This is a genomic window from Synoicihabitans lomoniglobus (genome assembly GCF_029023725.1).
Classification (GTDB): Bacteria; Verrucomicrobiota; Verrucomicrobiia; order Opitutales; family Opitutaceae; genus Actomonas; species Actomonas lomonigloba.
In genome coordinates, this window is the sequence record NZ_CP119075.1 from 5,463,474 (window position 1) to 5,483,662 (window position 20,189).

A 20,189-nucleotide genomic window follows, 5' to 3' on the forward strand; every position below is an offset into this window, starting at 1 on the left:
TGGGGGGGAGACCGGTTGAAAATACGGGAAACGAAAGCCTCGCTTAGAGCTCGTAGGATTCGAGCTGCCGTTGGACGCGAACCTTGTCGAGCTTGGCGAAGACGGGCAGGCCGTTCTCGTGCGGGACGGCGGTTTCACCTTGGATGAGCGGGGTGGCGAAGCGCACGAACTGGTAGTTCATGGAAATGCCATCCTCGTTGATCCACTCCTTGGGAAGCTTCTTCACGCCGTTGGCGATGTCGGCCAAAGGCGCCAGACCGGTTTCGACCGTGTAGTGGTCGGCTTCGCCGCGGAGCAACGTGACCATCTTGTCGGTCTCGCCGTTGATGGCGGCGAGCACGGCGGCTTGACCCGCGAGGAAGGCCTCGTCGGCGTCGGTCTTGGAACCGTTGGTGACCGCGGCGCGTTGGGCGATGCCGAGTTTGGCGGTGCGGGCCTTGACGGCGGGAATGTTGGCTTCAACGAGACCTTGGAGGAATTCGGCGGCGCCGCCCAGTTGGGCGTGGCCGAAGGCGTCGGTGGCTTCGGCGGCGGCGACGTAGTTACCGTCGGCATCGATGAGGCCCTCGCCCACGACGACGAAGCAGTGCTTCTCGCGTTTGAGGACGCGTTGCACGTCGGCGATGAATTTTTCGGCGGAAAAGGCGACCTCGGGGAGGAGAATGATGTGGGGCGGGTCGTGCGGGTGGTCGCGACGTTTGGCGAGCGAGGCTCCGGCGGCGATCCAGCCGGCGTTGCGGCCCATGACTTCGAGAATGGAGACGAGATCGCCCTGGCCCATGGCCTCGTGGTCGCAGGCCATCTGGCGCACGGTGGTGGCGACGTGCTTGATCACGGAACCGTAGCCGGGGCAGTGGTCGGTGACGGGCAGGTCGTTGTCGATCGTCTTGGGGATGCCGATGACGCGCAGCTCGTAGCCCTGTTCCTGGGCGAGCTTGGAGATCTTGTCGGCGGTGTCCTGCGAGTCGTTGCCGCCGGCGTAGAAGAAGTAGCGGATGTTCTGCGCTTTGAAAACTTCGAGCACGCGCTCGTAATCTTCCTGCTTCTTGAGCTTGTAGCGGCAGGTGCCGAGGGCGGCGCCGGGAGTCGAGCGGAGGGCGCGGATGGTCTGCTGCGATTCGGAGGCGAGATCGATGAAATCCTCGTTGAGGATACCCAGCACACCATTGAGGGTGCCGTAGATTTCCTCGATGCAATCGTGGTTCAGCGCCTCGGCGACGACGCCTTCGATGCTGGAATTAATGACGGCGGTGGGGCCACCGGATTGGCCCACCAAAACGTTACCTAGGAGTTCTTCGGCCATGGTGTGTGTCTAAAAGTATCAGGAAAGGGATTCGTGAATGAGAACGGGCAAGGTGGCGCGCCGGGAGACCGACTGGCAAACGTAATTTTGGGGAAGTCGGCGCGTTCCATCCGGATGGACTGAATCGGTCGTCGGCTTGGCGGATTGTTAATCTGTGCCAGATTGCGTCAGTTCGACCTCGTCGACCAAATTCCGCAGCAATTCCTTGTAAATCCCTCCGGGATGCAGGGCGAGAGCACGCGAAGCGAGGGTCTTCGCCATGGAGGCCTCTCCGTTTTCATGATACATTTGCGCAACGCGGTAGGCCAATTCGGCATGCCGAGGAAATAACCGAAGACCTTCGCCCAGTTTTTCCCATTCGGTCTTGGTCGGAGGTTCGTCTCTTTGGGCCATGGTGCGAGCCATGAGCAAATAGACTCTCTCGATTTGTGGTTCATAGCCACTTGCTGATTCGAGAAGTGCGAGAATCGGGCGTGCTTGGGGGCCCGTTAAGGAGTGTTGCTCGATTGCGTCTGCGGAGACGAGATCCTCAAACATTAGTTGCGCGAGCTCGAGGTGGGCGCGGGGACGAGTGGCTCCAGCAGTGACCGCATTCTTCAACAAACGACGCGCGTTAGCGCGGTGGCTGGCCTCCAATTCCGTCAAACCGGCTGCCGTGAGCAGATCAGGGTCCGGACGGTGGGAGCGTTCGTGACGTTGGAGGGTTTGCCGGGCTTTTCCCAGATATCTGGCGGTCAAGTCCGGTCGGGTTGAACGCACATAGTTGGTTTCGAGTCTTTCCCAGTCCCCTCGAATTCGAGCGATCTGATCGGGCTGTGCTTTGGAGAATTTAAGGTCAAGTCGCTCGACGGGATCCATGCTCCAGCGATGACGTTTCTCCAACGCTATCTTGAGGTAGCCACGTCGCTGGTGTTCGAGTTCGGCGAGAGTTTGGCCGAAACTCTCCTCCAAAAGGGCCTCCGTGACGGGCTCGGCACAGGCGCGCTCGACCAGGTTCCAAAATGATTCACGCCGCGATGATGGGGCGTCGGGATCGAGAGCCCATTGCGCAAAGAGTTCCATCTGCAGTCGAATGGCGAGGAATTGCCCAAAGTCGTTGGGCGCGCCGGTGGTGAGGCGCGGGTCGAGCAACTTAGGCAGTGGTAGAAAGGTGGCAGCGAGAGATTGCGGATCATCGACTGCCTCTGCGGTGGTCGCCTCGTCTACCCATTCCATACGTTCCAAGGTGATCGTGCGCTCCGAGAAATCGCAGCGATTATACAGGCCTAGAAATCCGGTGGTGAACCATTCTGGCAGGGTCGGGGTGCGTTTCCCCAGTAGGTGGGCGACGAGGGTCGACCGCAGTGAAATGAGAAAACGATTGTCATGCCCGGACGGCACGAGCGTGAAAATGACGACTTCATCGAGATCGGTCAGTCGCAGGTCCGTGAAAAACATGGACGGCTCGGACGAGGAGGACGGTTCCCGATGCCTCGACTGTCGTGCCATGGCGTCCGCGCTGGTTTCCGCCACCCCGCGACTGAACAATGGGTGCGGTTCTCGCATCGTCTCAAAGGGACTGGGTTTATCCTGCGATGGCGCCGGGCGGGCGTGGTCGGGCAGGGCTCGCAGCATCGCGGCCACGGCCTCCTGGGTTTTGCGCGGCCACAGGTTTTCGTCGTAGAGGATGAGTTTCGTCGGCACGTCATGGTGTCCGATGAACTGCGGTGGCAATAGGAACTCAAGTCGCTGATAGGCTGAATAATAAGCTTGGACCAGTGTTCGAGATTTTGCGTCGTTGCTCCGTGTCAGAACTTCGAATCCGGGCAATTTAGCGTAGCGCCATGACGGGCCCGTCACTGATTCTTCGATCACAAACGGCGGCAATAGCACCGGCGGCTCGGGTGCTGCGGTTGCCGCGTATCCCATGGCCATGCTGGCCAGCAGAGCCGGGATTCGGAGGAGGCTGCACGTGTCGGGGTCAAGCACTTGCATGACTCCCAGGCTAGGGCGTGCGGCACGTGCTTCAATCCTCAAGCGCGTGGTGTGACCTCGGTGAGCGCGCGTTTACAGGAAGGGCGAGGCCGGGACCACGGACCCCGGTCGGCGTTGAGCGGCGACTTCCGATTGGGGTGTGTTTTGGAAATACGAGGTGACATCGCAGGGAGCGCGGTCGGTGGCGGTCGCGGGAGCCGCGGGTTTTTACCCAGACGTCGCTGAATATCAGCACGGGTAGGCGATGCCCCCCCGGGCGCGTTACGATGGGGATGCACTTAAAGGTCAACGGATGGAGTCACCGTTTGCTGGCCGACCACTCACCCTCAATTCACGCGCACCATGTCTCACGCTCTCCTGTTCATCGCCCTACTTTATCTGCTTTCCCTCGCCGTTTTTGTCTACGAGGTCGTCCGCGCTCCGGTTTGCGACGAGGCGGGAAGACCGTTGCTGCCGCAACCGTTGCGAGGCGCTCGGGTCACGGCCGCCCGGCGGCCGAAAGTGCGGTCTGCCGCGGCGCGCCCATTCGGGCTGCTGCGACCTACAACAGGCGGCCGGGTTTGAGACTCGAGGCGCCCTTGACCTTGCGCGCGGTCGCGCGAGCGGTGTCGACAAACGTGTCGACCTGGGCCGGGGCGGCCCCGACAAAACTGCCGGTGTCGGCCAGGATCGCATGAATCGCGCTCGCATCGAGACCGAGGCGGTCGTCGGCGGCGAGCCGCTCGACCATGCCGGGCTCGCGGCCTTCGCGGATGGCGGCGGCGGAGGCCAGAGCGTGTTCTTTGATGGCGGCGTGGGCGGTTTCGCGACCGGCACCTTTTTTAACGGCGGCCATCATGATGGTGGTCGTGGCGAGGAAGGGCAGATTGCGGGCGGACTCGGCGGCGATGACCTTGGGGAAGACGGTCAACTGGTTGAGCACATTGAGGAGGGTTTCCAACAAACCATCGATGGCGTAAAACGCATCGGGCAGCGCCACGCGGCGCACGACCGAGCAGGACACATCGCCCTCGTTCCACTGGTGACCGGCGAGCGCGCTGGTCATGGCGACGTGGCCGGAAAGGATGGCCGAGAAGCCGCAAATGCGCTCGCAGTTGCGGGCGTTCATCTTGTGCGGCATGGCGGAGGAGCCGACCTGACCTTTTTGGAAACCCTCGGTGAGCAGGCCTTGACCGGCCATGAGACGCAGGGTGGTGGCAAAGCTCGCCGCGGCGGCCCCGATTTGGTGAAGCGCGGAGACGACCTCGAAATCGAGGGTGCGCGGGTAAACCTGACCGACGGCACCGAGGGCGGATTTAAAGCCGAGGTGCTTGAGCACGCTTTGTTCGAGGCGGGCGACTTTTTTAGCGTCGCCGCCGAGGAGCGTAAATTGGTCGAGCTGGGTGCCGACCGCGCCCTTGAGGCCACGGGCCGGGTAACGGGCGGAGAGCTCGTCGAAGCGGGTGAACGCGGCGAGCAGTTCCTCGCCAAACATGGCAATGCGTTTGCCGAGCGTGGTCGGTTGGGCGGGCACGTTGTGGGTGCGGCCGGTCAGCAGGATGTTGCGGTATTGCTTGGCGCGTTTGGCGTAGCCGAGCAACGCGGCGACGGTCTTTTGACGCACGACGGTGAGCGAGCGCAGGATCTGCAATTGCTCCACGTTTTCGGTGAGGTCGCGGGAGGTGAGGCCGAGGTGAATCGATTCGCGACCGGCGAGGCCGTTGAACTCTTCGATGCGGGCTTTGACGTCGTGCAACGTGACGCGCTCGCGGGCATCGATCGATGCGAGATCGATCTGGTCCTTCACCTTTTCGTAATCGGAGATCGCGGCGGCGGGAATGGCGATGCCGAGCGAACGCTGGGCCTTCATGATGGCGATCCAGTAGTCGCGTTCGATTTCGACGCGGCCCGTGGGCGACCAGATGGCTTTGATCGCCGGGGAGGCGTAACGCTCGGCGAGAACGTTGGTGATGGCAGGTGCGATACGGGTCGCGGGAGCGGGTTGGGCGGACTTCTTCGGCATGGCAGGACCGGCGAGCGTGGCGTTTCCACGGTCCGGCTGCCAATGGCAAAAATGGCGACTCCCGGGCAGTGAAGGACATTAATCCACGTGGCCGGGGTGTTTTGGGTTGGATGACCTGCCCTCACGGCTAGGTTGAGGCCGCATGAGGATTCATGCGCGAAACCGCCTTTTCCCCCTCTGGGTGGCTGCGGCCATCGTCGGGTTCACGGCGACGGCGTCGGCCGAGCGGGTGCCGGAAGATTCGCTTTTTCACTGGGCGTGGGAATTCGGCGGGATCAACAGCGGCAATTTCTGGGAGCTGCTCGAACCGGCTGCCGCCGCGGGACTTCACGCCAACGTGGACCAAATGGTGCGGGAGACTGATCTGGTGGCATTGATCGCAAAAGTGGACGCGACCCAATTGGAATTGGGGCAGGTCACCGTCGAAAGTGAGCGCAACCGACTCCGCACGCGCTTGCTCGTCGCCCTCGCGAAGGCGGGGTGGATGGATCTGATCGAGGAGTGCGAAAAAAGCTGGCACGAAACGGCCGATGAGCCGGCGCAGATCGCCCAACTTGCGTTGGCCCGGGTGACGGCCCGGGGCGCGTTTGGCATGGCCAGCACGTTGGATTTGGTGCGTTTCAAAAAGGCGCTGACGGAAATCGACGATGCCTGGGTGCGCGGCGCGACGCTCGAGTGGGCTTGCGATGTTTACGCCCGGATCGGGGACTTCGACGGTGCGTTGGCGATCGCGCGGGCGGATGACTTCAATTCCTTCTGGCAGGTCGACCTGACGTCACGAACAATTGGATACATGATTGCCGCCGGTGAGACCGAGCGAGCGCACCGGACGTTGCGGGAAATCGGTCGGGTGCTGGAGGCTGAGACCCATCCGCGCGCATTTTTTGGCGGCCTCCGGCAGCGAGCGGATCTCGCGAAGCACTGGGGAGCGCTGGGTCACGCCGACGAGATGGAAACCCTGTTGCGAGAGTCCATCGAGCGCCTGTGGACGTTTCGATGGCCCGAGGACGCGAACCCGGACATCGAGATGTCGGAGCGCCAGCGATGGGATTGGACCCGATTCATCGCGAAACTCCTGATCGGTGAGGCGGTGCGTTCGTGCGACCCCGATATCCTGACGCAGCTGCCGTGGGGAGAGCGGAGCAACCTGGCGGCATCGGGAGCGGCGTTCGGTGCCCTGCACCACGAGATCAGTCTTAAAGTCCTGGCGCTGGAGGAACGTGGAAATGAGGCGGAGGCGCAGCGTTGGCGGCGGGCATTCCAAGTGTGCGCGGACCGGGCCGACCGCGATATCAACGAGCTCGATTACGGGTTGAATCCTTTTGTGCCGCGCACCCAGGAATTTGGGATATTTTGCGTTTTGGAAAACAATGCTCAGTTCCCGGCCCAGTTCGATATCCTGTTGCGGCGACCGTGGAACGAGTTTTTCCGCGACGCCGTGCTTTCCTACGGCATCGAATATTTCGTGCGCGCGGGGGATTTTGTCCGGGCGATGTCGTTGGTTGGCCGGTCGGAAACGGACCGGGATGGGGAGCAATTTCTGACCGGTTATCTGGCCGTCGCCGCCGCGCGAGCCGGCCTGATCGAGGATGCGATTGCGATGGGGGAAATCCTGCCGGGGGACACGACCCAAAGTGGCTCCCGGAAGACCGATATGTTCCGCGCTCTGTTGTTCGAAATCGGTCGAAAAGGTGAGTTTGATCGAGGGCTTAAACTGATAAAAGCGACGCCGTTGACGGACAGTCGGTTCGGATTCAATCCGGAATTGGCGTGTAAAACCGTGGCAGAGGGGGCGATCGCGGCGGGAATTTATAGACCGTCGGTGGAGTGGTTTGAAACCGCCACCGCCGAGGTGGCGCAGGACGTGGTGAAATCGGATTGGGCGTTGGGGGACCTTTACGCGGCAGTCGTGATTCGGTTGATCGAATCCGACCCACACGGCGAGTTGTGTTACTACATCGGCAGGATGAGGGGGGTTCAGGTTTCCGCAACGTTGCGCGATGTTGCCATCACTTTGGGTGATCGCCAACTCACCGACGAAGAGCAGGCGTCACTAAGGGCGTTGCTGAAGTCCCCGTAAACGTAGGACGAGATCTGTCGGTGGCACCGTTATGGGCCGGTGCGCAGCGGGACGACCCGGTCCATTTGATACTGGAGATTGACGAGCGCCTGATGGATCAGCCGCTCGCCGGCGCCGAATTCGAGCCGTGTGCCCCAGGCGGCACCATAACCGCCCTCGCAGGCGGCCTGCATGGTGGGAATGTAGCCCGACGAATCGTAGGCGTTGGCCATGATCCAGGTGGCGTCCGCGGGACTGCGGTGTTTGAGGTCGAGACCCAGCTCGACAAAAATTTCGCCGGGAATCGTCACGATCGCGAAGCGGTTATCGATGAGAAAGGAGCTGAGTTCGACGTCGTGGTTCCTGGGCGCATGCAGTCCCTCGGCGCGCAGAGCCATGGGCACCGTGGTGCGTTCGAACGACAAGGGCGTGCCGGTGCGAAAATCGTCGATTGCCTCCACCGTGGTCACGACCTCCGCGGCGACGCGGCTCGCAACTTGTTCGATGGTGGCGAAGGTTTCCTCCGGCGTGGCGTAGCGAAACATGTCGGCCTCGTAGGGGTTGATGTCACCGGCGGCACCGAGGATGAAGATGCAACGCCCGCCGACGGCCGCTTCGACTTTGCGCGCCATCGCGCCGGGCCAGTCGGCCGAGACGATGAGTTCGCCGAAATTCATGCTGATGACCGGGTGCACGGCGTAGTTGACCAACGTGGCAATGGTGGCGTTGTCGCTGACGCGGCGGATCGAGAGCACGCCCAACTCGTCGTCGACCGGCGTGGTGGGCACATGGTCTTTGTTGTTCCACATCATTTCGACGGTGCCGTCGGGCTGCAGGATGCGGCGGTTGTAACCCTCGTTGATTTCGCCGCGACCGTGGCCGATGCGGGCGGGGGCGAGGTTGGCCACGGCGTTGGCGACGGCCGTGCGCGTGCGTTCGACAATGTAAGCGTTGACCTCGTCCGTCGGAAAGCCGGAGCCATGCGTGTGAGTCACGGCGCACAATACTTGAGTAATACCGGTGGTGCGCTCGATGTCGGCGCGGATCGTATCCCAGACTTCATTGCTGATGCCGATGAGATCGAGCGACACCAGCGCGACCCGTTGCTCGCCTTGTTCGAAGACGACGACATTGGCGAAAAGCGGGTCGTGAATTTTCTCCACCACACCAACGTTTCCGCCCATGGCGCGCATGCGATGCACTCCCGCTGTCGGGGTGATGTCGGCAAACCCCACGCCGACCTGGAGGGAGGGAGGCTGGGCCGCGAGCGGCAACGCAGCGAGGAGGCAGGCGACGAGGGGGAGGGCGAAAGCGGGGCACTTCATGTCCGGAAGCAAAGGTGCTTCGCGGCGGAATGGAAATACGGAAGCGCGGCACCGTTCACTGTGGGATCAGGCTTGGTCGGGAATCACCGCCCGCCGCGTCGGTGGAGTGGACGCCATCGCCGGGATCTTACCCAGATCGAATGGGTAGCAGAATCGATAGGCGGCTTCGCCGGTTTTCCATAGGATGGGGCCCCATGAACCGGAATCCCGCAGAAGCAAATGTCGCCTCGTCGGCGAAAGTGTTGGTGGTCGATGACCACCTCGCGCTGGCTGAGTTGCTCAGTCAGCATCTGGATGGGTTGCCTGATTTTACCAGCATGGGCGTCACGGGAGACGGCGGGGAGGCGTTGGAGCTGATCTGCGAATTGCGTCCCGATTACGTGTTGTTGGATTTGATGCTGCCCACCATGGGCGGCTTGGAAATCATCCAGGAGCTTGAGCGGCGCGGGGTGAGTCCCCGCATCCTGGTGTTCAGCGGACTCAGCAATCACGAAGCGGTGCGTCATGCCTTGTTTGCCGGGGTGAACGCCTTTTTGGAGAAAGGAATTTCCTTGAGCGAACTCGACGAAGCTCTGCGAAAAGTGCGGGCCGGTGAAGTCCACGTCAGTCCTTCGATTGCGGATACGTTGCGCGAGATCGTTTGCATGGCAGGCGACCGTCCGACGCTCGATTTGGAAGAGATCAAAATCCTCCGGCTGCTGGGGGCGGGTCGCTCGGCCAAAGCGGTCGCGCAGGAAATGGGTCTGTGTCCGTCGGGGGTCTACAAGGTCATGGCGCGGGTCCGCGGCAAGGCCGGGGTAAAGGATCGCGCGGGGGAGGCGTTGTTTGCGGCCAACATCGGGGCGCGTCAGCTGCCGGCGGTGGATCTTCTCGCCCGACCCTGAGCAGATGTGGCGGGGCCCGCCGCCACGATTCGGCCCGAACCGCGCGACCGTTAAAAACGAAAACCCCCGCCCGGTAAAACCGGACGGGGGGTTACATGCTCAGCCTGGCCGCGGGGATTACATCGCGGCGAAAAAGGTGCTGCGCAGTTCGCGGGGGGAGAGGACGAGTTCCTTGCCGGTCTGCGGTTCGATGAAGACACGACCGCGTTCGGTCAGGGCCTGGATGATGGCGTGGCTGCGACCGCTGGATTCACGCACATACCAGATCGGACCGAGAGCGAGTGCTTCCGCCGGGATGGCGCGGTGGAAACTGACGCGAAAGTAGTGCGCCTGGGCGAGGGAGCGGTAGAGATCGGTGAAGCGATTGCAGTCGAATCGGTCGTCCCATTTGGTGATACCCAGGCGGTGCAGCTCGGACTTGAAGTCGGCGTTGAACTGAGCGAGCCAGGCGCTGTTGACCTCGGCGTAGCTGTTGTCCCCGAGCACCGTTTTTTTATGCAGACTCTTGATCTCGGTCGGGCTGATCACCCGACCGGTGATGGAGTGAGCGGCGCTGTTGGTGGGGGCGACGGTCGTGCAGCCGGTCATCAAGCTCAACCAGCCGGCGGCGGCCAGGATGCCGATCACGCGGAGTCGGTTGAGTTGGAGGGTGGCGAGGGAAAGAAGGGAAGAATTGGCGGGCTTTTGCATGCCACCAAGAATGCCGATTTCGGGATGGAAAAGTTATCGGCTGCATGCATCAAAACGGGCGGGAGGGTAGCTTTCAAATCGAGGCAGGGTCGGACCCCAAGCCGGTTCGGGTTACTACCCAGATACGAACTGAGTAACGGACGATGTCCCTCGGGAGAACTGAGGGTGGCGACGCGATCTGCTCAGGCCGCCAGGCACCGGACCGCCATGTCGCGAAGGACGTCTTCCTGCTCGTTGGGGCGGCGAATGATTTCCTCAAACGCGTTGAGAAATTCCTGCTGATTGTCGATCAGCCGACGGGTCGTGGGCAGCTTGCCGCCGCTGGCGAGTTTGCCGACATACCAAGCGTTTTGCGTGAATACATTGTAGCCGCTCTTGGCGGTGGCTCCGACGAAATGGTCGGCGTATTTGCCGGCGGCCTGCTTGAGTCCGTCGAGACCGCGACCGCCGAGACGGGCATCCCCGGCATCGACCAACGCGCGCACTTGGATGAGGATGCGGTTGCGGTTCTGCAGCGCGCTGAGAATGGGGCGGGAGTCGCCGCCGTTGAAGAAATGGCGTTTGAGCGCGGTCAGCGTCCAGGTGATGTCGCCGCTGAAAAACGCCTCGGCGGCCTCGAAGAAATCCCCCTCGGCGACATTGGGCGTGAGTTCGGCGACGGCGTCTTCGCCGATGGCGGCGCCTTCGTCGATCGAGGTGGAGAGTTTGCGCACCTCCTCGATGAGCAGGCGCGTGTTGGCGCCGACCTTGGCGAGCAACAGTTCGATCGCGCCTGGTTCGATGGTCACGCCGAGGGTTTTGCATTCCTCGACGATAACCCCGGCGAGCGCGGAAGCATCGCCGTCGCCTCCCACGAGGGTGAAATCACCGTTCTTTTCGGCCCACTTGGGGAACGAGCGTCGCCGGTCGATCGGTGCGGCGGTGATGAGAACGGCGACGTTGGCGGGGTCGTTGTTGGTGAGTAGCTCCTGCAACGCTTCAACTTGTTTGAGCGTGCTCTCGGCGCGGCTCGTCACGGTATCGGCGAGGAAATTGACGTCCTTCAACCACACCAATCGGCGTCCGCCGAACATGGAGATGGTCTGCAGGGCCTCGCGAAACTGGTTCACGGCGGTTTCGACCTCGGCGACGTTGTTGGCAAAGCCGCTGATGGTCTCGCGGGAGAACTCGTCATCGATTTCCCGGGCGAGGGCATCGTAGCGTTCGCGACCCAGGCGACCGACGAGAAAGTCGTCGGGACCGCAGACAAAGATAAACGGTTTCGGGTCGGCCATGGCGTGGGAAAACGTCAGGCCGCCGGGGGCGCGGTGGCAAGCGGGCAGTGTGCAAAAGCGGCGGGGAAGACCCCGGCGCCAACATTACAGTCTTATCATAATGGCGTAACGGGACTGCCATGTGCATCGGTTAAGATGGCGGGGCTCCTTGATGAAAACTCGCCCTTTACCTCCTCACTCGTCCGGTTGGTGGATTCGGTTGGTATTGTTCGCGGTGACTTGGGGCGTGGGGAGGACGGTGGCGGCGGACGAGGGTGATTCCTCCCTGGCCCGGGCCAGGTCCGATGTCATGACGGAGGATCAGGATATCGAGATCCGGGGCGTCTTCGAAGGGGTGTTGCCGCGCACGACGCGCAAAAACGCGCTCCGACTGGTGCTGCATCCGCATTTTGGCGATTTTCACCGTAAGCGCTATCTGCGTGCGCCGATCGGGCTGCGTTATGGTTTGACGGACAACTGGGACGTGGCGGCGGCGGTGGAGGGGTATGTGTCGCACGGACTCGACGGAGTGGCGGCGTTTTCCGAAATGGGGTTTTCCCAACTGGAGGTGGCGACCAAGTATCGCAGCGACTGGACCATGGTGCCGGGGTGGGACATGGGCGTGCGGCTCAAATACACCCATCCGCTCGACCATCCGCCGGTCGAGCTCACGGACGGGTTCGCCCATGTCGTTCCCAGCCTCACCTTTGCCCGCGAAATTGCGGGTTGGCCGGGAGCCGAGATGTTTTGGGGCACCGGACTCGACTTGTTGCGGGAATCCTCGGTGGTCGGTTCGCGGGATGAAAACGAATTTGGAGACCACGCGAATACGTTCGTGGGCGGGCTGGTGTGGCAGCAGGGGACGCGGGTTTACACCTTTGAAGCCACCTATGCGACGACCGCGTTGATCGGCGACTTCGACAGTCAGCATCGCATCCAACTGCGACCGGGCGTGATTTTTCGCATCCCGGACCGGTTTACCTTTCACTCGCGGGGCGACTGGCGCATGGGCGTGGCGGCGAAATTCATCTACGGACCTGACGGGCCGGAGTGGGGCCTGTCGGTGAAGTTTCGCGGCAACTTCGATTTGAAAAAAATGATCCGCCGCAACTGAGCGGCTCAGGGGATTTTAAAACGCGCTCTGGTGGTGGATTACAGACCGAGATCGAATTGACTGCCGGGGGTTTCGCCGCGTGGCGTGAGGCAGGCGGGGTCGTCGTGCGCGGTGGAGTTCACGTAGGGATCGAGGGCGACGGCGGTCATGCGGTCGGCATCGAACGGGCGCATCAAAGCCGCCGCGTCGGCGGGTGCCCGTTGCGGGTCCAGCCAGATCGGGGCGGAGGTTTCGTCGAGGAGGACGGGCATGCGGTCGTGAATGCGCGCCAGCAGGGAGTTGGGCGTGGTGGTGAGCACGGTGCAGCTTTCGATCACGGTATCGTCGACCGGGTCTTGCCACCGGTCCCACAGCCCGGCGAAGGCGAAGGGTTGGCGGTCGCTCATGGCGAACAACCACGGCAGGCGGGCGCGGCCGACCTTTTCCCATTCATAGAAACCGGATGCCGGGATCGCGCAGCGTTGCCGCTGACGCCACGGGCCGCGAAAGGACGGTTTGTCGGGCACGGTTTCACTGCGGGCGTTGATCAAGGGTCCGGAGGAGGAGCGGTCTTCGTGCGTCCAACTCGGGACGAGTCCCCAATGCAGCGAGGCCGCTTCGATCGCGCCTCGATCGGGCTGATGCCGAAACGCAGTGACGCTGGTGGCCGGCGCGATGTTGAAGCGATCGACGGTCTCGCCGGTCGCTGCCAGCGGAATCCCGAGCCGCTTGCTCAGATTGATGGCGTCGCCGAGGTTGAGGGTGAAGCGGGAACACATAGGCGCTGGCGCGGAGTATCGAGTGACGGGACCTGCGGATCAAGCCGCGGAACCGAGTCCTGTTCACAGCAAGTCGAGCTGCGTGCCGCCGGGGCGACGGAAGGCCGACACGTTGGGCTCGGGCAGGGAGGGGACGAGTCCGGCCCGGCGGCGGGCGACTTCGAAAAGGCGGTGCAGGTTGTCGGCGTGCGGGCCTTCGCCGCGCATGCGGGTGCGCCACTGTGAGACGTTGAGTTCGCCGCCCCGCAGTTCGCGAACGCGTGACAGCACGCGTGCTTTTTTGGTGGGGGCGTGCGTGTCGAGCCAATCGGTAAAGAGGTCTTTCACGGTGTGGGGCAGGCGCAATACGATGCGGTTGGCGGCGGTGGCCCCGGCATCCGCCGCCGCTTGCAGCAACGACGGAATCTCGTGGTCGGTGAGGCCGGGGATAATCGGTGCGATCATCACGCCGACGGGAATGCCGGCGTCGGCGAGTTGACGCATGGTGTCGAGGCGCGTCGTCGGGCTTGCCGCGCGGGGTTCGAGTTTGCGGGCAAGATCAGGATCGAGGCTGGTAAGGGTGATGAGCACGTTGACGCCTTCCCAGCGGGCAAAGTCGCGCAACAGATCGAGATCGCGGGTGACCAGCCGGTTCTTGGTCACGATGCCCACGGGATTGCGCAGTTCGAGCGCGACTTCGAGGCATTGGCGCGTGAGTTGAAAGCGGCGTTCGCAGGGCTGGTAGCAATCGGTGGCCCCGCTGAATGCGATCGCGGTGGGTTGCCAGGTCGGCTTGCTGAGTTCGGCGCGCAGCAGTTCGGGGGCCCGGCGCTTTACGAGGATTTTGGTCTCAAAATCCAGTCCGCTGCTCCAGCCCAGGTAGTCATGGTAGGCCCGGGCGTAACAGTAGGCGCAACCGTGTTCGCAACCGCGGTAAGGGTTTACGCCAAAGGTGAACGGCACGTCGGGGCTGTCGTTGCGGGAAAGAATGCTGGCGGAGTCGTCGTCGAAGAATTGGGTGGTTGGCGCGGGCAACTCAGCCGGGTCCTCGTTGTCGGACCAGGCATCGGGATCGACTGCCAGTTTCACCGGCACGAAACGGTTGGCCGGGTTGATCGTGCTGCCGCGTCCGCGTCCGACATGACGGCGGAGTGGGTCGGGGGACGGATCGGATGACGGAGGCACGATGGCAGTATGACGAGTGGGCGGATCGAGGCAAAGGCGGGCCGCCGGAAAATCGACAAATCGCCCAACGGAGGCGTGGAGTGAACGAGCCGATGGGCGGGCGGGGGACGAAGTGCAACCGGGGGTTGCGATGGCACATGGGGGACGGCAGGATGTCGGAACTTTTCCATGCGAATTTGCCGTATACTTCTCATCCCAACCCTTTTGTCGCTGGCCGTGGCCTCGCCGGGTCGGGCTCAGTCTGCCGATGAAGGTGCCCGGGCCGAACTCCAGGCGTTGCTCGTTTTGCAACAGGAGTTGCTGGGACGGGCGGCGGCGGCGGAACACCAGGACGACGTCGACGATCTGCGTCCGCGCATGCAGACGCTGGTGTTCGATTTCGAAAAGTTTCTGCGCACTTACCCGAAAAATACGGACGGGCTCGTCGCCTATTCGATGTTGCTGGGCAACCCCTTGATCGACGAGCGCGAGCGGGCCAAAGCGTTGTTGCTCAAGGCAAATTCGCTCAACCCTGAGCTGCCGATCGTGCAAAACCAGCTCGGCAAATATCTCGCCGAAGAGGGCAAACCGCTCGATGCCCTCAACTACTTTTTATCGGCGGTCCAGTTGCGGCCGGACGAACCGCTCTACCACTTCCAGGTCGGGCAATTGCTCGGCGCGGCGCGGGACGATTTTCTGCGCAGCGGCGAATGGACCGTGACCCAGGTCGATACGGCGATGCAGCACGCGCTGGCGGAAGCGGTGCGACTCGAACCCGAGAGTCTGCCCTACGCGTATCGCTACGCCGAATCCTACTACGACCTGCACGAGACGCGGTGGACGGAAGCGCTGGAGAAGTGGGAGGAATTGGAAGCTCGGGTGGAGTCGCCGGCCGAGAAACAACTGATGCGGCTGCACCGCGCCAACGTGCTGATGTTTGCCGGGGATCTCGATGCTGCCGAAGTCCTGCTCGAGGGTGCGTTTGAGGAAGTCCTTCTGTCCCAACGCGGGCGATTGCTGACCCGGCTGGCGCGCCTGCGGGCCGATCCCGGGGTCGAGGAGGCGGAGGCCGAAGCTGTGGCGGCGGCAGCTCGCAAGGGCGAAACCGGTTCGGGGCCGGTGGTGGCCGCGCCGGAAGTGCCGGTGTTTACCGCACCCGCCGCGCCCGAAATTGGTCCCCTTAACAGCGAAACGGTGGTGACTTTGACGGAGGAGAATCCCTTCCCGGGCGAACCGGAGGTCGAAGCGCCGGTCGAGACGCCGTTGGCGGATGAGGAAACCGTCGACTCGACGCCGCGATGATTGGGTGCGGTTTGGTGTTTCCCCGAGCCCGTTGCCAGCCCTAGGGTCGTCCTTTCATGCCGTCTTGGATCAACAAAATCGAGCGCCGCCTCGAACCCTTAGCGATTAACAACATCACCCTTTACCTGGTGATCGCGCAGACCTTCGTGCTGCTCGCGGGGTTGATGAAGCGCATCGACGTGATGCAGCTCATCTTCGTGCCGGCGTGGTTCCTGCAAGGTGATTGGTGGCGCATATTCTCGTTTGTGGCCATGCCGCCGGGTTTTGGCATGTTGGTGGCGTTCGCACTGTATCTGTTCTATCTCTATGGCAACGCGCTGGAGCACTACTTCGGCACGCTGCGCTACAACCTGTTTTTGCTCACGGGTTATTTGCTCACGGTGGGTCTCGCGTTTCTTTCGCCCGGGGAACCCGCGACCAATGTCTTTCTGGGGGGCTCGGTGTTTCTGGCCTTTGCGTTTTTGAATCCGGATTTCGTGCTGCACTTGTTCTTCATCCTGCCGGTGAAGATCAAGTGGATCGCCCTCGTGACCTGGGTGTTTTACGGCTTCAATCTGGTGGTGGGCAGTATGACGGAGCGGCTCGCGGTGCTCGCGGCGACGGGTAACTTCCTGATCTTCTTCGGCCGCGAAATCGTGCAACGCATCCGCACCGGACGCCGCGCGGTGACGCAGCAGGCCAAACGCGCCAAGCTGAAGCAGGAGCTCGGCCCCATGCACAAGTGTTCGGTGTGCGGTCGCGACAGTGACGCCGAGACGGAACTGGGTTTCCGTTACCGCACCGAGGGCGACAAGGAAGTCTGCTACTGCGAAGACCACTTGCCACCGCGTGAGTGAGACGGGCCGTGTTTTACCGAAGGTAACGAAGAGAACGAAGCCACTCCTCTGCCTGCTGCTTTGTTTTCTTCGTTCCCTGTTGTGAAAAATAAACCGTCCAGGATGTATCTTCCCACGAGCGATTTGCTCACGCCCGCGCATTGGTTGGGGTGGGCGGAAACGGCCTACGCGGAGCACGAACTCGTGCTGGGGCAGGTGGCGGACAATGCCCATGACGAGGCGCTTTATCTAATCCTGCGCACGTTGGAACTGCCGCTCGACAGTCCCGCCAAGGTCATGCGGCGTTTGTTGTCGGGGGAGCAGTTGCAGCGCTTGACGGACGTCTTCACCCGTCGCGTCGCCGAGCGCGTCCCGGCGGGCTACCTCACGCGCGAAGCCTGGCTGGGCGAGTATTCATTTTATTGTGACGAACGAGTCATTATCCCGCGCAGCTATTTTTTGGAACTGATTCCCACGCTCAGCGGCTACCTGCCCGAGGGACTCGTGGTGACCAACGCGGTCGACGTCTGCACGGGCTCGGGCTGTCTGGCGATATTGTTGGCACATCAGTTTCCGTCGGCGCGGGTGGACGGCATCGATCTGTCGCCGGATGCGCTGGAAGTCGCCCAGATCAATGTGCGCGACCACGCGGTGGGCGATCGCCTCACGCTGCACCGCAGCGACGTCTTTGACGCGGTGCCGGTCCGGCGCTACGACATCATTTTGAGCAATCCGCCTTACGAACCCTCGGACATTTGCGATGACCTGCCTCCCGAGTTTGCGCATGAGCCGCGTTTGGCGCTCGATGGCGGGGCGGATGGATTGGATATCATCCGCAAACTGCTGCGGCAGGCGATGGAGCGCCTCCAGCCCCACGGAATTGTCGTGCTCGAAGTCGGCGAGCTGCGTCCGGCGATGGAGCGCGCCTGGCCAAAGCTGCGCATGAAGTGGTTGGAGACCGCTGACGGCAGCAACTGTTGTTGTCTCATCCGGGGGGATGACCTGGCGACGATAAGGGGCTGACATTGCCCGCCGGCCCGGCCGGTTCAGCGCACATCTTCCTCCACCACCGTGGCCGTTCCGATTTGCACCTCGCTGTTGAAGCGGCGAATGAGGCGTTTGCTGTTGCGTCCGAGAAAGCCTGAAGCGGTGGCGAGCAACGTGTCCACTTGATCGGACAAAGGCACGATCCCGGCTTCCACACTGACGTGCGTGCGCCAGAGCACGGGGGCGCGCTGGCCCGATTGGGCCGCCCCAAAATCGTAGGCGGTGATCACGATGTAGTTGCGACTGGAATCCAGATCGTCGTTGAGGTCTTGCCGCATGGTCTGTCCGAGAGACATTCCGGCAAATTGGCTCAGGTCATTGTAGGCCCTGGCGTATCCGAGCAATTCCGTGTTTTGTATCCAAGTCAGTCCGTCTTCCAAGCTGGGCATCACACTGAACATCTCATCATGGGAGGAAAATCGGTGCGGTGGCTGGGTGGTGCCGGCATGCACCACCAGGAGTTGATCGGCCGTGGCAGAGTCCGTGGCGAGTTCGAAGCCCTGCAGGTTTAGGTTTTCGGTCAGGGCGCGAGCCAAGGCTGTGGCGAAGACGGCGTTGTTGATCTGCGCGTCCGAAGTGAGCTGGGCCGCCTTGGCGAAGCTGATCGCATACGTGATTGGTTTTTTCTTCACGTCTGCGCGTCGGGGCACCTGATAACTTCGACTGGTTTCAGAGAAAACGGTGATGCTGGCGGAAGCGGATTTCGAGCTAACGCAGCCCTGGTTCGCGCCCAACAAGAACGCGGCAGGGAGCCACCTTAAGAGTAGGTATCTCGGGGACATCTTAGGGGTAGTGATTGCGGTTCCGGGTGATGTTCAGGGTCGAGGGACCCGGTTGACCGCCGGTGGGTTCCATCGGCCGTTCATCATTCGTGGTTTGAATCACGGAAAGGAAATAGCTTTGATCTGCGGCCATGCATCCAGCCCCTGATGACGAAGCGATCCTGGCCATTGAGCGGCCCCACCGTGATTTGTTGAAATATTACATGGTCTCTTCGTTCGTGTTGGGGCCGTTTTTCCCGGTGCTCATGATTTATGGCGCGATTCGTTTTAAAACGATGCGCTACAAGTTCACCGACGAGGGGATTTCCATGAGCTGGGGCATTCTGTTTCGGCGGGAAATCATCCTCCAGTATTCACGAATTCAAGACATTCATCTGCGGTCCAACGTGATCGAGCGTTGGCTGGGTTTGGCCAAGGTGTTGGTGCAAACGGCGAGCGGGAGTTCGGGGGCCGAGATGACGCTGGAGGGGCTCAAGGAGTTCGAGCCGGTGCGCGATTATCTCTACAGCCGCATGCGGGGGGTGAAAGACGATGTGAAACCGCCGCCCGTGCCGGGAACGGGGGCTGTGGTTCCGGCGGGCGAGGGCACCGTCGATGCCGCGGCGTTGACCGCCGTGTTGACGGAAGTGGCGGCGGAGTTGCGCGGCTTGCGCGAAGATCTCGCCGCCAGGGAGGACGTGCGTCGTGATTAAGCGCGTCGAGCAGAGTCTGTTGCGTTGGTTGCGGGTGCCGCATGAGCCGACGCCACCGGCGGGGGCGCCCGGTTCGCTGCGCGTGTTCCGGGCGGGTCGCAATTACATGCGGTTGAAGTTTGTCGCGTGGATGGGCGCGCAACTCGCGGCGATCTGGGGCTTGTTGGTGTCGCTGTATTTTATCCAGGAAGTGGAGTATCAGCTGGAGCTCGACGCGGCGCGCGAAGTCGCGGGCATCAATCCGGAGCCCGAAAAACCGAAGCTCATCGAAGTCTCTCCCGGCGTTTACGAAACGGAAGGCAAGGAGCCCGAGCCGGAGTTTACGGCGGGTGGCATCGCGCGGGAAATCACCGGTGGCGAGAAGCAGCGGCGGGACCTGTTTCATCGGTTGTTGGGCCATTTCGTGCCGCCGCCGGTCTATGAGATCGCGAAGCGCACGCCGCCGAAGGTGTTTTTCTGGATCAAGATCGGCGAGACGATCGGTTTGGTCATCTTTTTGTTTCAGTTCTTCTGGTCGCTCGCGGCCATCTGGTTGGATTTCAATCAGCGCTGGTATATGGTCACCGACCGCAGTCTGCGCCTGCGCTGGGGTATTTTGAAAATTCAGGAAACCACGATGAGTTTCGCCAACCTGCAGCAGGTCTCGGTGAAGCAGGGACCGTTGCAGCGGTTGCTCAAACTCGCCGATGTGGAAGTGCAGTCGGCGGGCGGAGGTTCGTCGGGTAATAATGATTCGTCCGAGGCCGATTCGATGCACCGCAGCACGTTTCACGCGGTGGAAAACGCGTCCGAGATTCGCGATCTCATTGTGACCCGGTTGAAGCGTTTCCGGCAGTCGGGTCTGGGCGAGCCGGACGATCCGCACCAGAGTGACGCATCAACGTCCTCCGCGCCGACGATGATCGGTGGCGGAGCGGTGGACGCGGGGTCCGTCGAAGCGGCGCGGCTGATGTTGGCGGAAGTCAGGGCGCTGCGAGCAACATTGCCGCAGGAATAATCGCTTTCGCTTTGTCACGTGGGGCGAGGGCGTCGATGGTGGCGCGCTC

General features: G+C 62.1%; 18 protein-coding genes. 9 read left to right on the plus strand and 9 right to left on the minus strand.

Translation table 11 applies throughout. The features are described 5' to 3' along the window. Positions 1 to 43 precede the first annotated feature (43 nt). Together PXH66_RS21200 and PXH66_RS21205 are read right to left on the minus strand one after the other, a co-directional pair. Positions 44 to 1,303, minus strand: coding sequence for a 6-phosphofructokinase (locus tag PXH66_RS21200; protein WP_330931861.1), 1,260 nt, complete (start codon positions 1,301 to 1,303; stop codon positions 44 to 46). A 147-nt stretch (positions 1,304 to 1,450) separates the two neighbouring features. After that, positions 1,451 to 3,277: a tetratricopeptide repeat protein gene (locus PXH66_RS21205; RefSeq protein WP_330931860.1), complete on the minus strand. Its 1,827-nt coding sequence runs from the start codon at positions 3,275 to 3,277 to the stop codon at positions 1,451 to 1,453. A 342-nt stretch (positions 3,278 to 3,619) separates the two neighbouring features. Here PXH66_RS21205 and PXH66_RS21210 point away from each other — a divergent pair, with 342 nt between their 5' ends. Continuing rightward, entirely contained in the window at positions 3,620 to 3,841 is a 222-nt protein-coding gene (locus PXH66_RS21210; protein ID WP_330931859.1) for a hypothetical protein, read from the plus strand. On the opposite strand, the gene purB is transcribed toward PXH66_RS21210, so the two are convergent. Continuing rightward, positions 3,819 to 5,279, minus strand: a complete 1,461-nt coding sequence (gene purB / locus PXH66_RS21215; RefSeq protein WP_330931858.1) for an adenylosuccinate lyase — start codon at positions 5,277 to 5,279, stop codon at positions 3,819 to 3,821. The genes PXH66_RS21210 and purB overlap by 23 nt on opposite strands. Positions 5,280 to 5,460: 181 nt before the next feature. Here purB and PXH66_RS21220 point away from each other — a divergent pair, with 181 nt between their 5' ends. Further along, the gene (locus PXH66_RS21220; protein ID WP_330931857.1) at positions 5,461 to 7,359 is read left to right on the plus strand and encodes a hypothetical protein; all 1,899 of its coding nucleotides are present in this window, start codon (positions 5,461 to 5,463) and stop codon (positions 7,357 to 7,359) included. 29 nt (positions 7,360 to 7,388) lie between these two features. Here PXH66_RS21220 and PXH66_RS21225 read toward each other — a convergent pair whose 3' ends face one another. Further along, positions 7,389 to 8,663: a neutral/alkaline non-lysosomal ceramidase N-terminal domain-containing protein gene (locus PXH66_RS21225; protein WP_330931856.1), complete on the minus strand. Its 1,275-nt coding sequence runs from the start codon at positions 8,661 to 8,663 to the stop codon at positions 7,389 to 7,391. Between the two features lie 194 nt (positions 8,664 to 8,857). On the opposite strand from PXH66_RS21225, the gene PXH66_RS21230 reads away from it, so the two are divergent. Beyond that, entirely contained in the window at positions 8,858 to 9,547 is a 690-nt protein-coding gene (locus PXH66_RS21230; protein WP_330931855.1) for a response regulator, read from the plus strand. A 117-nt stretch (positions 9,548 to 9,664) separates the two neighbouring features. On the opposite strand, the gene PXH66_RS21235 is transcribed toward PXH66_RS21230, so the two are convergent. Then, on the minus strand, positions 9,665 to 10,237 hold the full coding sequence (locus PXH66_RS21235; RefSeq protein WP_330931854.1) for a hypothetical protein: 573 nt from the start codon (positions 10,235 to 10,237) through the stop codon (positions 9,665 to 9,667). Positions 10,238 to 10,419: 182 nt separating this feature from the next. After that, the gene (holA, locus tag PXH66_RS21240) at positions 10,420 to 11,511 is read right to left on the minus strand and encodes a DNA polymerase III subunit delta (protein WP_330931853.1); all 1,092 of its coding nucleotides are present in this window, start codon (positions 11,509 to 11,511) and stop codon (positions 10,420 to 10,422) included. Between the two features lie 151 nt (positions 11,512 to 11,662). Here holA and PXH66_RS21245 point away from each other — a divergent pair, with 151 nt between their 5' ends. Continuing rightward, positions 11,663 to 12,604, plus strand: a complete 942-nt coding sequence (locus PXH66_RS21245; protein WP_330931852.1) for a hypothetical protein — start codon at positions 11,663 to 11,665, stop codon at positions 12,602 to 12,604. Positions 12,605 to 12,642: 38 nt separating this feature from the next. Here PXH66_RS21245 and PXH66_RS21250 read toward each other — a convergent pair whose 3' ends face one another. Further along, positions 12,643 to 13,362, minus strand: a complete 720-nt coding sequence (locus PXH66_RS21250) for an SOS response-associated peptidase (protein WP_330931851.1) — start codon at positions 13,360 to 13,362, stop codon at positions 12,643 to 12,645. A 63-nt stretch (positions 13,363 to 13,425) separates the two neighbouring features. Then, the gene (locus PXH66_RS21255) at positions 13,426 to 14,526 is read right to left on the minus strand and encodes a PA0069 family radical SAM protein (RefSeq protein WP_330931850.1); all 1,101 of its coding nucleotides are present in this window, start codon (positions 14,524 to 14,526) and stop codon (positions 13,426 to 13,428) included. Between the two features lie 168 nt (positions 14,527 to 14,694). On the opposite strand from PXH66_RS21255, the gene PXH66_RS21260 reads away from it, so the two are divergent. The 3 genes from PXH66_RS21260 to prmB all read left to right on the plus strand — a co-directional run bounded on the left by PXH66_RS21260 (position 14,695) and on the right by prmB (position 17,645). After that, entirely contained in the window at positions 14,695 to 15,807 is a 1,113-nt protein-coding gene (locus PXH66_RS21260) for a tetratricopeptide repeat protein (RefSeq protein ID WP_330931849.1), read from the plus strand. Positions 15,808 to 15,863: 56 nt separating this feature from the next. Then, complete coding sequence (locus PXH66_RS21265; protein WP_330931848.1) at positions 15,864 to 16,643, plus strand: rhomboid family protein; 780 nt, start codon at positions 15,864 to 15,866, stop codon at positions 16,641 to 16,643. Positions 16,644 to 16,745: 102 nt separating this feature from the next. Next, positions 16,746 to 17,645: a 50S ribosomal protein L3 N(5)-glutamine methyltransferase gene (prmB, locus tag PXH66_RS21270; RefSeq protein WP_330931847.1), complete on the plus strand. Its 900-nt coding sequence runs from the start codon at positions 16,746 to 16,748 to the stop codon at positions 17,643 to 17,645. 23 nt (positions 17,646 to 17,668) lie between these two features. On the opposite strand, the gene PXH66_RS21275 is transcribed toward prmB, so the two are convergent. After that, on the minus strand, positions 17,669 to 18,301 hold the full coding sequence (locus PXH66_RS21275) for a hypothetical protein (protein ID WP_330931846.1): 633 nt from the start codon (positions 18,299 to 18,301) through the stop codon (positions 17,669 to 17,671). A 281-nt stretch (positions 18,302 to 18,582) separates the two neighbouring features. Between PXH66_RS21275 and PXH66_RS21280 the strand changes: the two genes are divergently transcribed. Next, entirely contained in the window at positions 18,583 to 19,143 is a 561-nt protein-coding gene (locus PXH66_RS21280) for a PH domain-containing protein (RefSeq protein ID WP_330931845.1), read from the plus strand. Further along, positions 19,136 to 20,140 (plus strand): PH domain-containing protein, encoded by a 1,005-nt coding sequence (locus PXH66_RS21285; protein ID WP_330931844.1) that lies wholly within the window; start codon positions 19,136 to 19,138, stop codon positions 20,138 to 20,140. The genes PXH66_RS21280 and PXH66_RS21285 overlap by 8 nt, the downstream gene beginning before the upstream one ends. Positions 20,141 to 20,189 lie beyond the last annotated feature (49 nt).